Annotated in this window: 18 protein-coding genes; 12 read left to right on the top strand and 6 right to left on the bottom strand. The window is 67.5% G+C overall.

All coding sequences use genetic code 11. The features are described from left to right. Positions 1-50 precede the first annotated feature (50 nt). From GOC52_RS16855 to GOC52_RS16835, 5 genes are read left to right on the top strand one after another with little or no spacing between them, the layout of a single operon-like run. Positions 51-638, top strand: a complete 588-nt coding sequence (locus GOC52_RS16855) for a biliverdin-producing heme oxygenase (protein ID WP_053443478.1) — start codon at positions 51-53, stop codon at positions 636-638. Between the two features lie 31 nt (positions 639-669). Next, positions 670-1,137, top strand: a complete 468-nt coding sequence (locus GOC52_RS16850; RefSeq protein WP_019338794.1) for a YbaN family protein — start codon at positions 670-672, stop codon at positions 1,135-1,137. Continuing rightward, on the top strand, positions 1,124-1,852 hold the full coding sequence (gene exbB / locus GOC52_RS16845; RefSeq protein WP_057502941.1) for a tonB-system energizer ExbB: 729 nt from the start codon (positions 1,124-1,126) through the stop codon (positions 1,850-1,852). The genes GOC52_RS16850 and exbB overlap by 14 nt, the downstream gene beginning before the upstream one ends. 9 nt (positions 1,853-1,861) lie before the next feature. Further along, positions 1,862-2,287, top strand: coding sequence for a TonB system transport protein ExbD (gene exbD / locus GOC52_RS16840; protein ID WP_010483997.1), 426 nt, complete (start codon positions 1,862-1,864; stop codon positions 2,285-2,287). Next, a complete protein-coding gene (locus GOC52_RS16835; RefSeq protein WP_071306617.1) occupies positions 2,284-3,003 on the top strand; it encodes an energy transducer TonB in 720 nt (239 codons plus the stop codon). The genes exbD and GOC52_RS16835 overlap by 4 nt, the downstream gene beginning before the upstream one ends. A 79-nt stretch (positions 3,004-3,082) precedes the next feature. On the opposite strand, the gene GOC52_RS16830 is transcribed toward GOC52_RS16835, so the two are convergent. Next, positions 3,083-5,110 carry a sodium-translocating pyrophosphatase gene (locus tag GOC52_RS16830; protein ID WP_019338787.1) on the bottom strand — a complete coding sequence of 676 codons (2,028 nt, stop codon included), beginning with the start codon at positions 5,108-5,110 and terminating at the stop codon, positions 3,083-3,085. 382 nt (positions 5,111-5,492) lie between these two features. Here GOC52_RS16830 and GOC52_RS16825 point away from each other — a divergent pair, with 382 nt between their 5' ends. After that, positions 5,493-5,996: a hypothetical protein gene (locus tag GOC52_RS16825; protein ID WP_010484000.1), complete on the top strand. Its 504-nt coding sequence runs from the start codon at positions 5,493-5,495 to the stop codon at positions 5,994-5,996. A 69-nt stretch (positions 5,997-6,065) separates the two neighbouring features. Here GOC52_RS16825 and GOC52_RS16820 read toward each other — a convergent pair whose 3' ends face one another. From GOC52_RS16820 to GOC52_RS16810, 3 genes are all read right to left on the bottom strand, one after another. Next, on the bottom strand, positions 6,066-6,455 hold the full coding sequence (locus GOC52_RS16820) for a DUF488 domain-containing protein (RefSeq protein ID WP_029550884.1): 390 nt from the start codon (positions 6,453-6,455) through the stop codon (positions 6,066-6,068). A gap of 121 nt (positions 6,456-6,576) precedes the next feature. Next, the gene (locus GOC52_RS16815) at positions 6,577-7,371 is read right to left on the bottom strand and encodes a hypothetical protein (RefSeq protein WP_019338785.1); all 795 of its coding nucleotides are present in this window, start codon (positions 7,369-7,371) and stop codon (positions 6,577-6,579) included. Between the two features lie 164 nt (positions 7,372-7,535). Then, a complete protein-coding gene (locus GOC52_RS16810; protein ID WP_159360546.1) occupies positions 7,536-8,792 on the bottom strand; it encodes a 6-phosphofructokinase in 1,257 nt (418 codons plus the stop codon). 136 nt (positions 8,793-8,928) lie between these two features. On the opposite strand from GOC52_RS16810, the gene GOC52_RS16805 reads away from it, so the two are divergent. From GOC52_RS16805 to GOC52_RS16795, 3 genes are all read left to right on the top strand, one after another. Further along, the gene (locus tag GOC52_RS16805; protein WP_010484004.1) at positions 8,929-9,492 is read left to right on the top strand and encodes an adenylate kinase; all 564 of its coding nucleotides are present in this window, start codon (positions 8,929-8,931) and stop codon (positions 9,490-9,492) included. A gap of 328 nt (positions 9,493-9,820) precedes the next feature. Further along, a complete protein-coding gene (mpl, locus tag GOC52_RS16800) occupies positions 9,821-11,185 on the top strand; it encodes a UDP-N-acetylmuramate:L-alanyl-gamma-D-glutamyl-meso-diaminopimelate ligase (RefSeq protein WP_191849959.1) in 1,365 nt (454 codons plus the stop codon). Beyond that, positions 11,182-11,760 carry an LON peptidase substrate-binding domain-containing protein gene (locus tag GOC52_RS16795; protein ID WP_019338782.1) on the top strand — a complete coding sequence of 193 codons (579 nt, stop codon included), beginning with the start codon at positions 11,182-11,184 and terminating at the stop codon, positions 11,758-11,760. Before mpl ends, GOC52_RS16795 begins: the two co-directional genes overlap by 4 nt. A gap of 177 nt (positions 11,761-11,937) precedes the next feature. On the opposite strand, the gene GOC52_RS16790 is transcribed toward GOC52_RS16795, so the two are convergent. Beyond that, the gene (locus GOC52_RS16790) at positions 11,938-13,935 is read right to left on the bottom strand and encodes a bifunctional DedA family/phosphatase PAP2 family protein (protein WP_043400260.1); all 1,998 of its coding nucleotides are present in this window, start codon (positions 13,933-13,935) and stop codon (positions 11,938-11,940) included. 85 nt (positions 13,936-14,020) lie between these two features. On the opposite strand from GOC52_RS16790, the gene GOC52_RS16785 reads away from it, so the two are divergent. From GOC52_RS16785 to GOC52_RS16775, 3 genes are all read left to right on the top strand, one after another. Further along, positions 14,021-14,683 carry a serine/threonine-protein kinase gene (locus GOC52_RS16785; RefSeq protein WP_191849957.1) on the top strand — a complete coding sequence of 221 codons (663 nt, stop codon included), beginning with the start codon at positions 14,021-14,023 and terminating at the stop codon, positions 14,681-14,683. A gap of 14 nt (positions 14,684-14,697) precedes the next feature. After that, complete coding sequence (locus tag GOC52_RS16780) at positions 14,698-15,186, top strand: DUF2867 domain-containing protein (protein WP_395136557.1); 489 nt, start codon at positions 14,698-14,700, stop codon at positions 15,184-15,186. 157 nt (positions 15,187-15,343) lie between these two features. Then, positions 15,344-15,706 (top strand): DUF4288 domain-containing protein, encoded by a 363-nt coding sequence (locus GOC52_RS16775; RefSeq protein WP_043400269.1) that lies wholly within the window; start codon positions 15,344-15,346, stop codon positions 15,704-15,706. 74 nt (positions 15,707-15,780) lie between these two features. Here GOC52_RS16775 and GOC52_RS16770 read toward each other — a convergent pair whose 3' ends face one another. Further along, positions 15,781-16,464 (bottom strand): hypothetical protein, encoded by a 684-nt coding sequence (locus tag GOC52_RS16770; protein WP_019338777.1) that lies wholly within the window; start codon positions 16,462-16,464, stop codon positions 15,781-15,783. Between the last annotated feature and the right edge of the window lie 27 nt (positions 16,465-16,491).

The raw sequence follows: 16,491 nt of genomic DNA, 5'->3' as shown, positions 1-16,491 counted from the left end.
AAAGCCCCGCGGCGAACGTCTACAGCACGACGACCCCCTTGGCATCCCCCATGAACGCACACATCGCTCCCGAAGACAGCCGCAGCCTGCGGCTCAAGGCCGCCACCCGCGACAGCCACGGTGCCCTGGACAAGCGCATCATGGCCGGCGACATCTTCGCCGACCGCAGTAATTTCGCCCGTTTCCTGCGCGTGCAGTATCGGTTCCACCGCAGCATCGATGCGCTGTATGCCAACCCTGCGCTGGACGCACTGCTGCCCGATCTCGGTGAGCGCCGCCGCCTGACCCAGGTCGCGCGCGACCTGCAGGACCTGGAGCAGACCCTGCCAGGCGCGGACATCGACGCGCTGCCCTCGGACCTGGCGCTGCCGGCCGCCCTTGGCTGGCTGTACGTAGCCGAAGGCTCCAACCTCGGCGGCACCATTCTCTACAAGATGGCCGCCAAGCTCGGGCTGGACCGTGACTTCGGCGCCCGCCACCTGGCCGCGCACCCGGATGGTGCGGCACGCCACTGGCGTGAGTTCACCGCCGCGCTGGACGCGGTGCCGCTGAGTGCCGAGCAGGAGCAGCAGGTGATCGACGCAGCCGATGCCGCGTTCCGCAGCGTGCACGGCCACGTCGAAGTGGAATTCGCCTGATGCACGGCGCGCGCCCGCAGGCGCAACGCTGATGCGCTGGCTCTGGTTCGCGCTGGGCTGGTTGATGGTCGGCCTCGGGGTAATCGGCGCGTTGCTGCCGGTGATGCCGACCACCATCTTCCTGATCCTGGCCGTGGGTTGCTTCGCACGCAGCTCGCCGAAGTTCGAGCAGCGCCTGCTGGCACATCCGCGCTACGGGCCGTCACTGCGGCTGTGGCGTGAGCAGGGGGCGGTGTCGCGCAAGGGCAAGGCGTTCGCCAGTGCCGGCATGGCGGTGGGCTTTGCCCTGTTCTGCTGGGGTGCGCACCCGTCGTGGCGTCTTCTGCTGGGCGTGGGCCTGTTCTTCGCGGTCAGCGCCGGCTACGTGCTCAGTCGACCCGCACCGCGGCTGGAGCCCCATCCGGTCGTGGAAGTGGACGACGCCCATGATCCGCGCGCGGCCCGTCGTCGCGCAGCGACCCCTGATGCTGATGGAAACCGAGACGATGCTGCCTGCTGACCTGGCTCCTGTGGCCGCCCCCGCATTGACCCCGTGGGGCATGTACCTGGCCGCCGACGTGGTGGTGAAAGCCGTGATGATCGCGCTGGCATTGGCGTCGCTGGCCACCTGGACGGTGCTGCTGGCCAAGGGCTGGGAGCTGGCCCGCCAGGCCCGGCAGCTGCGGGCGGCGCGCGCGCTGTTGCTGCAGGCGCCGAGCCTGCCCGGCGAGAGCGCCGATGCCAGTGTGCAGCAGGGCACTGCGCTGGCGATGTTGGATGCGGCCCGCACCGAACTGCGCCTGTCGCAGGATCTGGAAGGGCGCGACGGCATCAAGGAACGCATCGCCTCGCGCCTGGACCGCATCGAACTGGAAGCCGCACGCGTGCAGCGGCGCGGCATCGGCGTGCTCGCCAGCATTGGCGCGGTGGCGCCGTTTGTCGGCCTGTTCGGCACGGTGTGGGGCATCATGAACAGCTTCATCGGTATCGCCCACAGCAACACCACCCACCTGGCGGTGGTCGCACCCGGCATCGCCGAGGCGCTGCTGGCCACCGCGCTCGGCCTGGTCGCCGCGATCCCGGCGGTACTGGTCTACAACCACTTCAGTCGCGTGCTGGCCGGTCTGCGTGGCCTGCTCGGCGATCTGTCGGCGGCCGTGCAGCAGCTGGTCTCGCGCGATCTCGACCGCGCCCTTCCACGCGCTGCAGCGGCGTCGCTGCGTGCGGTGCACTGAGAGGCGGCGATGGCCATCAGGACCGCGTCCGACCGCGACGACACGCCGGAAGAATCGCACGAGATCAACGTCACGCCCTTCATCGATGTGATGCTGGTGCTGTTGATCATCTTCATGGTGGCGGCACCGCTGGCCACCGTGTCGGTACCGGTGCAGCTGCCGGCCAGCAGTGCCAGTGCCACGCCGCCGGAACAGGCGCCGGTGTACGTGACCGTGCAGGCCGATCTGTCGCTGCGTGTCGGCGAGCAGGCGGTGGCACGCGACGGGCTGGCCGCTGCGCTGCAGGTAGCCACCCACGGTGACACCTCGCAACGCCTGTTCCTGCGTGCCGATACCCGCGTGCCTTACGGTGAACTGATGGCAACGCTGGATGCGCTGCGTGCGGCGGGCTACCTGAAGGTGGCACTGGTTGGACTGGAGCAGGGCGCGCGATGAGCGGACTGCGGCGCTGGGCGACCAGCCTGGCGATCGTGCTGCTGGTGCATGCGTTGCTGGTCAGCGTGGCCTGCTGGTGGGCGGCGCGCGCACCGGCGGTGGCCGCCGCAGCGCCGCCCGCTGCATTGATGCTGGAGCTGGCGCCGATGGCACAGGCGCCTCCGGTGCCGCCGCGCGAGGTTGCCACTGGGCCGCTGCAACAGCAACAGCAGCGACAGGCGCCGAAACCGGCCCTGCGTGAGCAACCCAAGGCACCGGTGCAGCCGCAGGGTGACCTGCCACCGCCGCGTACGCCGGAGCCGACGCCCTCGCCGGACACCGCCGAGGCCAATGTCGCGCAGACCAGCGCACCGCCGCAGGTGGCGGCCGACGCGGCCGCACGCTACACCGCACCGCAGACCACCGCCGGCGAGCGCAGTCGCGCCGAGGCCACCTGGGAGGGGCGCCTGCTCGGGCATCTGCAGAAGCATCGGCGCTATCCGCGCCAGGCCGAGCGGCTGCGCCAGCAGGGCGTGGTCTACGTGCGTTTTGCCGTGGCCCGGGATGGCGCGGTCTCGGGGCTGACACTGGGCCGCAGCAGTGGCTTCGCGTTGCTCGACCAGGAGACGCTGGACACCGTGCGACGTGCCAGCCCGGTACCGGCGCCGCCGACCGAGGTAGCCGGCGACCCGGTGGACGTGATGGTGCCGGTGTCCTTCTTCCTGCGCGGGCGGTGATTGACGATGGGGTCGGATCCCTTTCCGCAGGAAAGGGCGCTGACCCCATTCGGCGCCGCCATCCACGCATGGCGTGGATCTACAACAGCGGTACCAGCAGCAGCGCGACGATGTTGATGATCTTGATCAGCGGGTTGATTGCCGGGCCGGCGGTGTCCTTGTACGGGTCACCGACGGTATCACCGGTCACCGCGGCCTTGTGCGCTTCGCTGCCCTTGCCACCGAAGTGGCCGTCCTCGATGTACTTCTTGGCGTTGTCCCAGGCGCCGCCGCCGGTGGTCATCGAGATGGCCACGAACAGGCCGGTCACGATCGTACCGATCAACAGGCCGCCCAGTGCGCGCGGCCCGAGCAGCAGGCCGACCACCACCGGCACCGCCACCGGCAGCAGCGAGGGCACGATCATTTCGCGGATGGCCGAGCGGGTCAGCATGTCCACCGCTTTGTCGTACTGCGGCTTGCCGGTGCCCTGCATGATGCCGGGGATCTCGCGGAACTGGCGGCGTACCTCCTCCACCACCGCACCTGCTGCACGGCCGACCGCTTCCATCGCCATCGCACCGAACAGGTAGGGGATCAGGCCACCGATCAGCAGGCCGATGATCACCGTGTGGTCGCTGAGATCGAAGCGGAACTCCTGGCCGGGATGCGCGGCCTGCAGGTTGTGCGTGTAGTCGGCGAACAGCACCAGTGCGGCCAGCGCTGCCGAGCCGATCGCATAGCCCTTGGTCACCGCCTTGGTGGTGTTGCCCACCGCATCCAGCGGATCGGTGATGTCGCGGATCTCCGAGGGCAGCTCGGCCATCTCGGCGATGCCGCCAGCGTTGTCGGTGATCGGTCCATAGGCATCGAGGGCGACGATCATGCCGGCCATCGACAGCATCGCGGTGGCGGCGATGGCGATGCCGTACAGGCCGCCCAGCGCGAACGCGCCCCAGATCGCTGCACACACGGCCACCACCGGCAGCGCGGTGGACTTCATCGAGATGCCGAGGCCGGCGATGATGTTGGTGCCGTGGCCGGTGGTCGACGCCTGCGCCACGTGCTGCACTGGCTTGTACTGGGTGCCGGTGTAGTACTCGGTGATCCACACGATCAGGCCGGTCAGGACCAGGCCGATCAGCGCGCATCCATACAGCGCGATGGGACCATGCACATTGTCGGCCATCAGCCCGGTGGTGATCGGGTAGAACGCGATCGCGGCCAGCACGCCGGAGACGATCACGCCCTTGTACAACGCGCCCATGATCGAGCCGCCAGGCTTCACCTTGACGAGCAGCGCACCGATGATCGAGGCGATGATCGACACACCGCCCAGCACCAGCGGATACAGCACCGCATTGGCGCCCGCCTCGGCCAGCATCAGGCTGCCCAGCAGCATCGTTGCGATGACGGTGACCGCATAGGTCTCGAACAGGTCGGCGGCCATGCCGGCGCAGTCGCCGACGTTGTCACCGACGTTGTCGGCGATCACCGCCGGGTTGCGCGGATCGTCTTCGGGAATACCGGCTTCGACCTTGCCGACCAGATCGGCGCCCACATCGGCGCCCTTGGTGAAGATGCCGCCGCCCAGACGCGCGAAGATCGAGATCAGCGACGAACCGAACGCCAGACCGACCAGCGCGTGCAGCGCCTGTTCCATCGGCAGGCCCATCCGCAGCAGCAATGCGTAGTAGCCGGCCACGCCCAGCAGGCCCAGGCCGACCACCAGCATGCCGGTGATCGCACCGCCGCGGAAGGCGACGTCCATTGCGGCGCTGATGCCGTGGCGTGCAGCTTCGGCAGTGCGCACGTTGGCGCGTACCGACACGTTCATGCCGATGTAGCCGGCCGCGCCGGACAGCACCGCGCCGACCGCGAAGCCGATCGCGGTGTACCAGCTGAGGAACACACCGACCAGCACGAACAGCACCACGCCGGCCACGCCGATGGTCAGGTACTGGCGGTTGAGGTAGGCACGCGCACCTTCCTGGATCGCGGTGGCGATCGCGACCATGCGTTCATTGCCGGTGGGTTGGCGCAGGATCCAGCGCGCCGAGACGATTCCGAACAGGATCGCGAGAATGGCGCAGCCCAGCGCCAATGAAAGCCCGTGACGTTCCAGCATTAGACCCCTCCGCAGAATGGATGTAGGCATCCAGTGGCGATGAACGGCACCACGAGGGGGACGACGGGCTGCAGCCTGGAACCAACCCGTACCGACCTTGGTGGTCGTCCGACGTATGGCGGTGTTCAGCATTCCCTGGTGCCCGCAGTATGCGTTCGGCGCACTGTAGAGTCGAGCCGTGCTCGACTGGCTTCCAGAGGCCATGCTCGACTGGCTCCTGGGAGCCGCGCCGCACGACCCGTAGGGCGCCCTCCAGATGAACGCATCGCCATGCGCGCGGAACCCGCCGCCAGTCCATGGACATGATTCGAGAGCCGCAGGCCTTTGCACCCCGTTAAGCCAGCCTCTGCAAGCCTGCGCACAGTCCCGTAGGAGATTCCCCATGCGCCTGTCCCTGTTGATGCTTGCCGCCCTGGTCCCGGCCGTACCGGCACTCGCCGCGGAAACCCCGGAGCTGCAGCGCGCCGTGGGTGCTCCCCAGGCAGTGGGCGCAGTGCACACCCTGCGGCAGATCCCCGAGGCCTGCGCGCGCCTGGAAGGTGCCTTCACCGGCCAGGCGGCCGAGCCGTACCGCTTTGCGCCGGTGCGGACCAGCGAGCAGTGCCAGCCACGCGCGCGCTTCGTCGACTACGCCAAGGCACAGCCAAGTGCCGACAAGGGCTGGAAGCTCAATGATGTGATCCGCGTGCCCAGCGCAGCATGCCCGGCACAGCAGGCGGTGGTGCGCGTGTGGCGACTGCCGTCGAGCAACAAGGTCGAGCTGGACGGTCAGGGCCAGTCGCGCATCTATCTGGAAGAAGCCAAGAAGCAGGCCGCGGCCGGCCAGATTCCGCAGGTGACCATGTTCGCCGCGCAGCTGCAGATGGAAGGCAAGGCCTGCAATTGAAGTTGCGTGGGCGGTGCACCCACGCAGTCATCCCCCGGTAGTGCCGGCCGCTGGCCGGCATCTGGGTGATCACTCCGCCAGCATTGCTCCCCGCGCTACCAGCAACTCGCGCAATGCCTTGCGATGGCAATGCGCTTCATCCTCGCAGTAGCACCCTACGCTGATGTCGCTGTGCCGTGACATCGCGGCCAGCAGGTCCAGCGCGTGGGCCGCATCCGGCGCCCTCATCTCGGCCTTGTAGTGGCGGAAGAACGCAGTCCAGTCGGCGGCCGACTTCGCCTCATGCGCCTGCTTCACCAGCTCGGCGCTGGGTGACAGGGTCGGGAACCAGACGTCATACCAGTCCTGCCGGGCGAACTCGCTGCGCGGCACGCCACGCGGCGGGCGCCGCACGGTACCGATACGCAGCCCCTCGCTGGGGTGGCGCGGCATACCCAGTCGAACAACACGCAATGCCATGATGATCTCCAGGCGGCGCATCCATCATCCAACGATGCACGTGCGCCAGGCGTGAACCGCTGTGGAAACGAAAAGGCCCGGGCGCCTGCGCACCCGGGCCTTTTCCAATGCCGGCAGCGGATCAGTTGCCGCGGCAGTCCTTCAGCCACAGCACACGACCAATCTGGTCGTAGCTGTCGACCACGCCGGTCAGCGTCACTTTCTCGCGCGGGCGCAGGGCCAGCGCATACGCGGCCTGGTTGGCTGCGAACGAGCAGGAAATGGCCACACGTTCAAAGTCGATGCTGCCATCGCTGGGCAGGTCGAAGCTGGTGTTGTAGGTGCCGCCACTGCGCAGCACGGTGGTGATGCGACCGGTGATGGCGTAGGTCTTGCCCTTGTAGCGCGGCTCGACCGCGGCCGGGTTGTCCTTGTTCTGGTTGCGCAGCTGGAAGCCGAAGCGGTCGGCGGCAATCGTTACCACCGACGCCTGCGGAGTGGCCTTGGCTGCCTGTTCGCCAGCCTTGCCCGGCTTGATCTGGTTGAGCAGCTTGCACATTTCTTCACGCACGCCATCGGCCGAGGCAATGGCGCCCTTGTTGACCTTCACCACCATGCCGACGGTGCCCTGGCCGCCTTCGGAAGTGGCGCTGATGATCATCGGGATCGGCTTGTGGGCCATGGATTCCGGCTCTTCGATCAGCATCGAGCCGCCTTCCACGTCCTCGCTGAGGACGTCCATGTTGGCGTTCTTGGCGATCACCCGCATCTGGCCGATGGCACTCGCCACGGTCAGGTCCGGATGGGTGACCGATGAAGTGAAGGTCGTGCCGACGAAGGGATTGCCCTTCTTCTGGAAGTTGCTTTCGCAGGTCGCAGCGAAGGCGGGTGCGGCAGCACCGCACAGCAGCGCGGCGATCAGGATCGGGTGCTTCATGGTTACAGTCCTTGTGAAATGGCAGCACAGGCCCAGGCCAGGTGGCCGGGCAGCGTCGAATCTGGCTTGCGGCGGCCCCTTTGCCCCGGGCCGGAGCCCGATTGTGGGGTGCTTCGGTGGTCGCTGCAATGTGCCCTGCGCTCCGCACAGGGCGCAGGTGCACCTCAGCCTTCGAAGGCCGGCAGCTTCTGCTTCACCGCCACGTTCTTGAGGGTGACGTACTTGGGCAGTCCATCGGTGCCATACGGCAGCGGGGCTTCGCCCTTGATCAGCGGCGACAGGTAGGCGCGCGCTTTGGCGGTGATACCGAAGCCGTCGCGGCGGATGAAGCCGGCGGGCATCTTCTTTTCATGGTTGGCGATCTTCGACAGCGGCGCCGCTTCGATCTTCCAGCGGTACGGTGCGTCGCTGCTGCGCACGATCACCGGCATCACCCCGTTCTGGCCCTTCAGCGCCAGCTGCACCGCGGCCTTGCCGACCGCCTGCGCCTGCTCCCAGTCGGTCCTGCTGGCCAGGTGGCGGGCCGAGCGCTGCAGGTAATCGGGCAGCGCCCAATGGACCTTCAGGCCCAGCTGGTCCTTGACCCGGCCAGCCAGGTGCGCGGCCACGCCGCCCAGCTGCGAGTGCCCGAACGAGTCCTTGCCGCCACCGGCATCGGCGACGAAGCGGCCATCGGCGGTGGCGATGCCTTCCGACGCCACCACCACGCAGTAGCCGACGCGGTCGACCACGGCCTTGACCTTGGCCAGGAACGTCGCCTCGTCATAGGCGCGTTCGGGCAGCAGGATGATGTGCGGCGCTTCGTCATCGCCGTTGCCGGCAAGGCCGGCGGCCGCAGCCAGCCAGCCCGCGTGGCGGCCCATGGCCTCGTAGATGAAAACGCGGGTGGAGGTCTCGGCCATCGCCGCCACGTCCAGCGCCGCTTCGCGCACCGAGACGGCGGTGTACTTGGCCGCCGAGCCGAAGCCGGGGCAGGTGTCGGTCACTGCCAGGTCGTTGTCGATGGTCTTGGGCACGCCGATGCAGGTCAGGTCGTAGCCGGAGGCCTTGGCCAGCTGCGAGACTTTCAGCGCGGTATCGGCCGAGTCGTTGCCGCCGTTGTAGAGGAACCAGCGCACGTCGTGCGCGCGCAGCACCTCCAGCAGGCGGTCGTAGCGGGCGCGGTCGGCGTCCAGCGATTTCAGCTTCACCCGGCACGAGCCGAAGGCGCCACCCGGGGTATGGGCCAGGGCGCGGATCGCGGCGGCGCTCTCCTTGCTGGTGTCGATCAGCTCCTCGCGCAGCGCGCCGAGGATGCCGTTGCGGGCGGCAAGGACCTTGATGCCCTTGGCCCGGGCCTGCTCGATCACCGCTGCCGCCGTGGCATTGATGACCGCGGTGACACCGCCGGACTGGGCGTAGAGGAGAGTACCGTTGCGCATGCTTCTACCTGCTCGGGGGAGGGGACATTGCAGGGACATTACCCGGATGCGGTAAAGTGGCGCTATTGCGGTGCAGCGATACCGGTCCGTCCGGGACGCGAACCTTCTTTGTTTTCAACACGTTGGAGTCAGGTCAATGCGATTGGTTCTGTTGGGACCGCCCGGTTCGGGCAAGGGGACACAGGCGACGCGCCTGAAGGAAAAGCTGGGGATCGCCCACATTTCGACCGGTGACATGCTGCGCGCGGAAATCGCCGCCGGCACGGAGCTGGGCAAGCAGGCCAAGACGGTGATGGATGCCGGCAACCTGGTGTCGGACGACATCCTGCTGGGCATGCTGGAGTCGCGCCTGACCCAGGCCGATGTCGCCAAGGGCTTCATCCTCGATGGTTACCCGCGCAATGTGGCCCAGGCCAATGCGATGGACGGCCTGCTGGCCAAGATCGGCCAGCCGCTGGATGCCGTGGTGCAGCTGGACGTGGCCACCGAGCTGCTGGTCGACCGCATCGCCGGTCGCGCCAAGGAGCAGGGCCGCGCCGATGACACGCCGGAAGCGGTGCGCCAGCGCCTGCAGGTCTACAACGACCAGACTGCCCCGGTGGTGGACTTCTACGCCGGCCGTGGCACCCTGGCCCGCGTCGATGGCGTCGGCGAGCTGGACGAGATCGAAGCCCGCATCCTGGCGGCGATCAAGGGTTGATCCTGCAGGGCCGGTGCACTGCCGGCCCTTCGGGCGCAAAAAACACAGGCCTGGTCCGCGAGGACCAGGCCTGTGTCGTTTGATAGGCGCCAGCAGAGGGCTTGCTCAGGGCCCCGCAGCATGAGCTCCCTTGGGGATGGCCTCTTGGGGAGTAGGACCGGTTCGGGTACTGCGGCTGGCAGTTCGAATTGTGTCCGGGTTCACAGAACATCGCTATCGGGATTTCCCTGACAGAAGATTGGAGTTTTCTCACATCCTGTGTAGGACTTGTCTTACCCCGGATCGGACATTGGCCCTATACAGCCGTCATCGGTCACAATCCTCGGTCATGAGCAGCGTACATATCCTTGCAATCGCCGGCACCTTCATGGGCGGCGTGGCCGCCCTGGCGCGGGAACTGGGCCATACGGTCAGTGGCAGCGACCAGGCCATCTATCCGCCGATGTCGACCCAGCTCGAGCAGCTGGGTATCACCCTGGACCAGGGCTACCGCGCCGACAGCGTGCCACCGGGCACCGACGAGGTGGTGATCGGCAACGCACTCTCGCGCGGCAATGCCGCCGTTGAGGCCGTGCTCGACGCCGGCCAGCACTACATTTCCGGTGCCCAGTGGCTGTCCGAACAGGTGCTGCCGGGCCGCGACACGCTGGCCGTGGCCGGTACCCATGGCAAGACCACCACCACCACCATCCTCACCTGGCTGCTGGAAAGCGCCGGTCGTTCTCCCGGTTTCCTGATCGGCGGTGTCGCCGAGGATTTCGGCGTCTCCGCCCGCCTGGGCCAGGGCCGCGAGTTCGTGGTCGAGGCCGACGAGTACGACACCGCCTTCTTCGACAAGCGCAGCAAGTTCGTGCACTACCGGCCGCTGGTGGCCATCCTCAACAACCTTGAATACGACCACGCCGACATCTTCCCGGACGTGGCCGCGATCCAGCGCCAGTTCCACCACCTGGTGCGCACGGTGCCGGCGCGTGGCCGACTGATCGTCAATGGCGAGGATCAGCATCTGGCCGAAGTGCTGGCGATGGGCTGCTGGACCCCGGTCGAGCGCTTCGGCTTCGATCCATCGCTGGAGTGGCATGCGGAACTGCTCGCTGCCGATGGCAGCGCGTTCCGCGTGCACCACCGCGGGCAGGCACTGGGTGATGTGCAGTGGTCGTTGCTGGGCCGCCACAACGTGCTCAACGGCCTGGCGGCGCTGGCAGCCGCACATGCGGTGGGTGTTGCGCCGGCCGAGGTGATCCCGGCGCTGGCGCGCTTCCGCAGCGTCAAGCGCCGCATGGAAGTGATCGGCAGCCACGAGGGCATCACCGTCTACGACGATTTCGCCCACCACCCGACCGCAATCGCCACCACGCTGGAAGGGCTGCGCGCCAAGGTGGGCGATGCGCGCATCGTGGTCGCGATGGAGCCGCGCAGCAATTCGATGCGGCTGGGCGCACACGCGCAGGCGCTGGCCCCCTCGCTGGCGCTGGCCGATGAAGTGGTGTTCCTGCATCGCCCGGAACTGGCCTGGGATGCTGCTGCGGTGATCGCCGCAGTGCGTGGCGAAGCGCACGCGGTGCCCGATACCGACGCGCTGCTGGCGCAATTGCAGGCCAGCGCGCGCAGGGGTGACCACGTGGTGTTCATGTCCAACGGTGGCTTCGACGGCGCACCGCGCCGCTTCCTTGCCGCGCTGCAGGCCCGATGAGCGTCGACGGTTCGCTGCCGCTGTTTCCGCTGCACACCACGCTGGTGCCAGGTGCGGCGGTGGGCCTGCGCGTATTCGAACGGCGCTACCTGGATCTGGTGCGCGACAGCGGCCGCAGTGGTGAGGGCTTTGGTGTCTGCCTGATCCTCGACGGCCAGGAAGTGGGAGCCCCGGCAACGCCGGCCGCGTATGGCGTGCAGGTACGCATCGAAGACTTCGATGTCGGCGCCGACGGCGTGCTGCAGTTGCGTCTGCGCGGCACCCGCCGCTTCCATGTCGAGCGCACCCGTGTGCGCGACAACGGGCTGGTGGTGGCCGATGTGCGCTGGTGCGAGGAAGACCCCGACGACGAACTGCGGCCGCAGCATGCGCTGCTGGCCACGGTGCTGGGGCACATCATCGAACAGGCGGGTGAAGCCTATGCACCGGCCAACCCGGCGTTGCTGGACCAGGCCAGCTGGGTCGGCTGGCGGCTGGCCGAGCTGTTGCCGCTGAGCGAGCAGCAGCGGTTGCAGCTGCTGCAGATGGACGACCCGCACCAGCGGTTGCAGCAGTTGCTGGGCTGGATGCCGTAGAAGCCTGCCTCGGGTGGGTGTGCACCTTGGTGTACACGCTGGGGCATGCGTGGAATGCCATCCACGCATGGCGTGGATCTGCTGTAGAGCCGAGCCTATGCTCGGCTTGATGAATCCCGCGAAGAGCAGCCGAGCATGGGCTCGGCTCTACAGTGGGTGGCCGCGCACCGGTACCGGTCAGGGCGTGGTGGTCTTCAACCGCAGCACCGGCAACCCGGTTTCGCTGTGCACATCCTCGCGCTGCGGCAGGTCCTGCACGGCGTCCTTCACGGCATTCAATGCCGGGTCGACACCACGCAACGGGTGCCACATGCCGATCCATTCGAAGTGGCGCTCGTAGCGCAGGGTCTGCGCGCTGCCCAGCCACAGCGGCGTGCTGCCCGGCTGCAGCTGCGCGGGCGCCGGCCACAGGCGCAGCACATAGCGCTCATCCGGCTGCGCGCCCTGGCGCACCATCAGCAGTGCTTCCACGCGGGTGTCCAGCGTGGCCGGCAGCACCGGTAGTTCGTCGGCGCCGGTGTTCTTGTCCAGCATCAGCAGCGCCTGTTGCCAGCCCGCCTGTTCCTGCCGCTTCCAGCCGCGTGCTTCCAGCTGCGCTTGCAGCGGTGCCAGCGGCCCGGCCACCTGCACGTCCAGCGGCCAGCGCTGGTCGTCGTCGAACTCATTGCGGCGCGCTGGCAGCGTCACCCAGTCGTGCTGCCACCAGGCCTGCATGTCCATCGCCTGTGGTGCCGGCAGGGTCGGTTCGAAGCGTTCCAGCTTCACCGGGATGTTGCGCGGCGCATAGCACATGGCCGCCACGGCGAAGACGCCATAGAACAGCCAGGCCACCGGTTTCACCCAGAACGAACGGTTGAAGCGGCGGCGGTAGGCGATGCCCAGCACCAGCAGCCAGAACGTGCCGAACAGCATGCCGCCTATCACGTCGCTCAGCCAATGCGCACCCAGGTACAGGCGCGAGAAGCCGATCAGGCTGACCACGATGCCCGACACCAGGTAGGGCCAGACGCGGGTGCGGCCGGGCATCTCGCGGGCGATCAGCACCGCGAAGAAGCCGAAGGTGATGGTGGCCATGGTCACCGACACCGAAGGGAAGCCGAAGCCACTGCTGGCGTCGACCGGGCGCACCACATCCACGGTGGCACCCAGCAGCATGGTCAGCGCCAGGCCGAAGGCGAGGGCAGCCAGCCAATGTGCGGCCGCCATCCAGCGCCGGCGCCAGATCAGGTAGCCCATCGCTGCAGCGGTGGCCGGCAGCAGTACCTGCCAGGCGCCCAGCGACGCCAGCGCGGCCATCGGGTAATCGGCCAGCGGGTTGCGCAGCGCCAGCATGGCCTGGTGCACCAGCAGGTCGATCGCCAGCGGCTCGCCGTGCGCGACCACCACGGTCAGCAACGCGAACCAGCCCCAGCCCAGTACCAGCAGCATCAACGCCAGCATTGCCAGCGGCACCGATTCACGGCGCTTGGGATCAAGCACGCCGACGGTATAGCGGCCCAGCGTCGGGTGGCGGTTGGACCAGTCCAGCAGGCGTGCCAGCCAGTTGTCCATGCGCGCGGCCGACCAGCGGTAGCCGTACAGCACGATGGCCCAGACCAGGCCAAGGATCACCGCCAGCAGGCCGACCACCACTACCAGTCGCCCGGCCACGGCGGCCACCGCGTCATACGCCTCACCGAGGATCCAGCCCGGGGCCAGGAACAGTACGGCCCAGGAGATGCTGGCGATGCCGCTGGCCTGCACGTAGCGGCTGGCCGGCATCTTCATCATGCCGGCGATGGCCGGCACGAATGGGCGGATCGCGCCGACGTAGCGTGCGATCAGGATGCTTTTGAAGGCGTTGCGGCGGAACAGGTTCTCGCCGCGGTCGAGCAGCTGCGGGTAGCGGCTGAACGGCCACACGCCACGCAGCCGGTCGCCCCAGCGGCGGCCGATCCAGTAACTGATGCCGTCACCGGCGAACGCGCCCAGGGCTGCCGCCGCCACCGCGTACGGCCCGGAGATCTGGCCCAGGCCGATGAACACGCCCACCGCGAACAGCAACGGAAGCGCCGGCACGATCGCGCCGAGAATGATGACCGCATCGCAGAAGGCGATCAGAAAAATGACCGCACCCGCCAACACGGGATGAGCGGCAATCCACGCGAGGGTGGCGTCGATCCATGAAGAGTCCATTGCCCGATTATAGGGGCGTGAAGGTGACTGGTTCCCAGCCGCTTCGTGACCGTTTGCAACCAGTGCCATCGCCTAGAATGGGCCCATGCCGCATACGCCTGACGCTCAACCGCATGCTTTGAAGGCCGACAGCTTCGGCCGGATCCTCCTTGTGAAAGGGCCTGATGGCCCCTTCGTGCGCCGTGATCTGGGCGCCACGCCGCTGTGGTTGCGGCTGCCTGCGTGGTGGCTGGCCCGCCGTGAAGCCCGCGCGCTGAAGCACATTCACGGCATGGCCGACGTACCGCAGCTGCTGGCCTGGAATGGCCATCACCTGGATCGCAGCTTCATGGCCGGCGACGCCATGTACCAGCGCCCACCGCGCGGCGACCTGGCCTGGTTCCGCGCCGCGCGCCGGTTGCTGCAGCAGCTGCATCGCAACGGCGTGGCCCACAACGATCTGGCCAAGGAAGCCAACTGGCTGGTCACTGAAGATGGACGGCCGGCGCTGATCGACTTCCAGCTGGCGGTGATCGGCAACCCGCGCTCGCGCTGGATGCGGCTGCTGGCGCGCGAGGACCTGCGCCACCTGCTCAAGCACAAGCGCATGTACTGCCGTGAATTGCTTACGCCGGTGGAGAAGCGGTTGCTCAAGCGCACCTCGTGGGTGCGCGAACTGTGGTTTGCTACCGGCAAGCCGGTCTACCGCTTCGTCACCCGCCGCATCCTGCATTGGGAAGACAACGAAGGGCAGGGGCCCAAGCCGTGAAGGCTTCGCGGATAGTGACCGGCCCGCCGAGCGCGGGCAATGTGTTGCGTGCGCAGTTGCCTGGTGCCGACTTCGTGCACGCCTGTCAGGCCACCACCCGGCGCGACGGGCGTACCGCACTGCAGGCCTACCGCGACATGGCGGCGACCATTCCCGGCTGGTTCGATGGGCTGATGGCGCTGCGCAACCACGGCATGCGCCTGCTCGGCATGAAGCATCTGGGCTCGTTGCGGGCGGTGCAGGTTGTCGAAGATCCTCAACCCGGCCAGCGGCTGGGCATCTTCACCCTGCAGTCGATGGATGACGATGCCATCGTGCTGGAGGACAACGACCGCCACTTGCGTGTGCAGCTGGCCCTGCAGTGGCAGGGCGACGTGCTGGAAGTGGCGACCGTGGTGCATACGCACAACGCGTTCGGGCGTGTATACATGCTGCCGGTTGCGCCGTTGCATCGGCTGATCGTGCCGCATCTGCTGGAGAAGCAGGTGCAGGCCTACCGGTAGATCCACGCCATGCGTGGATGCGGTTTGTGATCCGCGGGCTGCTCAACGGCTAAACGGCTCATTGCCCAGTGCCGCATGAATGTGGATTCCATCGGCAGCAGAAGGCTCGCGACATCCAAACCAGGGACAATCCGCAAGAGAATGATCGAGGTGATGCATGTGGTATTGCGCGCACGCAATTTTCTATTACGAGAGCCCAGGCCAGGGCTCGTTCCTGGTGCATGAGAACGTGTACCTGATCAGTGCCGACAACGATGAACACGCTCTTGAGAATGCAGAAGCGCTTGCTTCCGGGTATGAGGATCTGACCGGTCGCCTGGTGGGTGAAGACGGTAGGCCGTACCTTTATCGATTCGCCGGAATCCGCAAGCTGATATCTGTGGAGCCTGGTCAGGACACCGCCGAGGGGCGCCTGCACTCCGGCGTGGAGGTCACGTACTCCGTGATGGCGGTGGATACGTTGGATCAGGTGAAACGGCTTGCCCGTGGTGATGGCGTGGCAGTGCTGTACCAGGAATAGAAATGTAGAGCCGAGCCATGCTCGGCTGCATTCAATGAGCCGAGCATGGCTCGGCTCTACAGGGGGCGGTGGCCTTACGGCGTCGCCGGCACCACCTGCTGGCCGATGAAGTTGCGCTTGGCGTCGAAGTCATAGGCAATCTGCAACTGCCCCACATCCGGGCAGGCGTGGCAGTCGCGCAGCGGCGTGCGGTACAGCAAACGGATGCCACCGTTCTCCAGCGGCGAGGCGCCGGCCGACTGCGCCGGTGCGAACGGCGTGGCTTGCGGGTTGGCCTTCAGCAGTTCCTGCACAGTGGGGTCGGCACGCAGGGTGTCGTCCAACTGCACGGCATCCACATCGATGCGCTTGCCGCTGGCATCAACCAGACGGGTACCTTCATTGGTGTTGGCGCGGAACGGATACTCGACCGTGGCAATGCCCAGTCCTTCGTTCTCGTGCCAGGCGGTCACATAGGCCAACTCACCGCCGGTGGACAACTGCTCGGCGGCGGTGATGGCCTCGGCACTGGCGCCACCGGCGCGCATCGCGTCGCGAAGGCAATCCCGGGTGGCCGCATTCTCGCCCTGGCGGCAGGCGTTGAGGTCGCCATCCCAGACCACCGCCTCGCTCCAGCGCATCTTGCCGTCGGCGGCGGCCTTCTCCGCACTTGGCGCGTCACCGGCGGGCGGCTCCTTTCCGGGTTCCGGCGAACGGCCCTGGCAGGCGGTCAGCAGGGCAAGCCCCAGGGCAGGCAGCAACAGGCGGGAACGGCGCATGGCGTGGACCTCGTGCGTTGTCTGGAG

It is taken from the genome of Stenotrophomonas sp. SXG-1, from assembly GCF_014083965.1.
In the GTDB taxonomy this organism is placed as follows: Bacteria; Pseudomonadota; Gammaproteobacteria; order Xanthomonadales; family Xanthomonadaceae; genus Stenotrophomonas; species Stenotrophomonas geniculata.
This window is presented reverse-complemented; position numbering and strand designations above follow the sequence as displayed.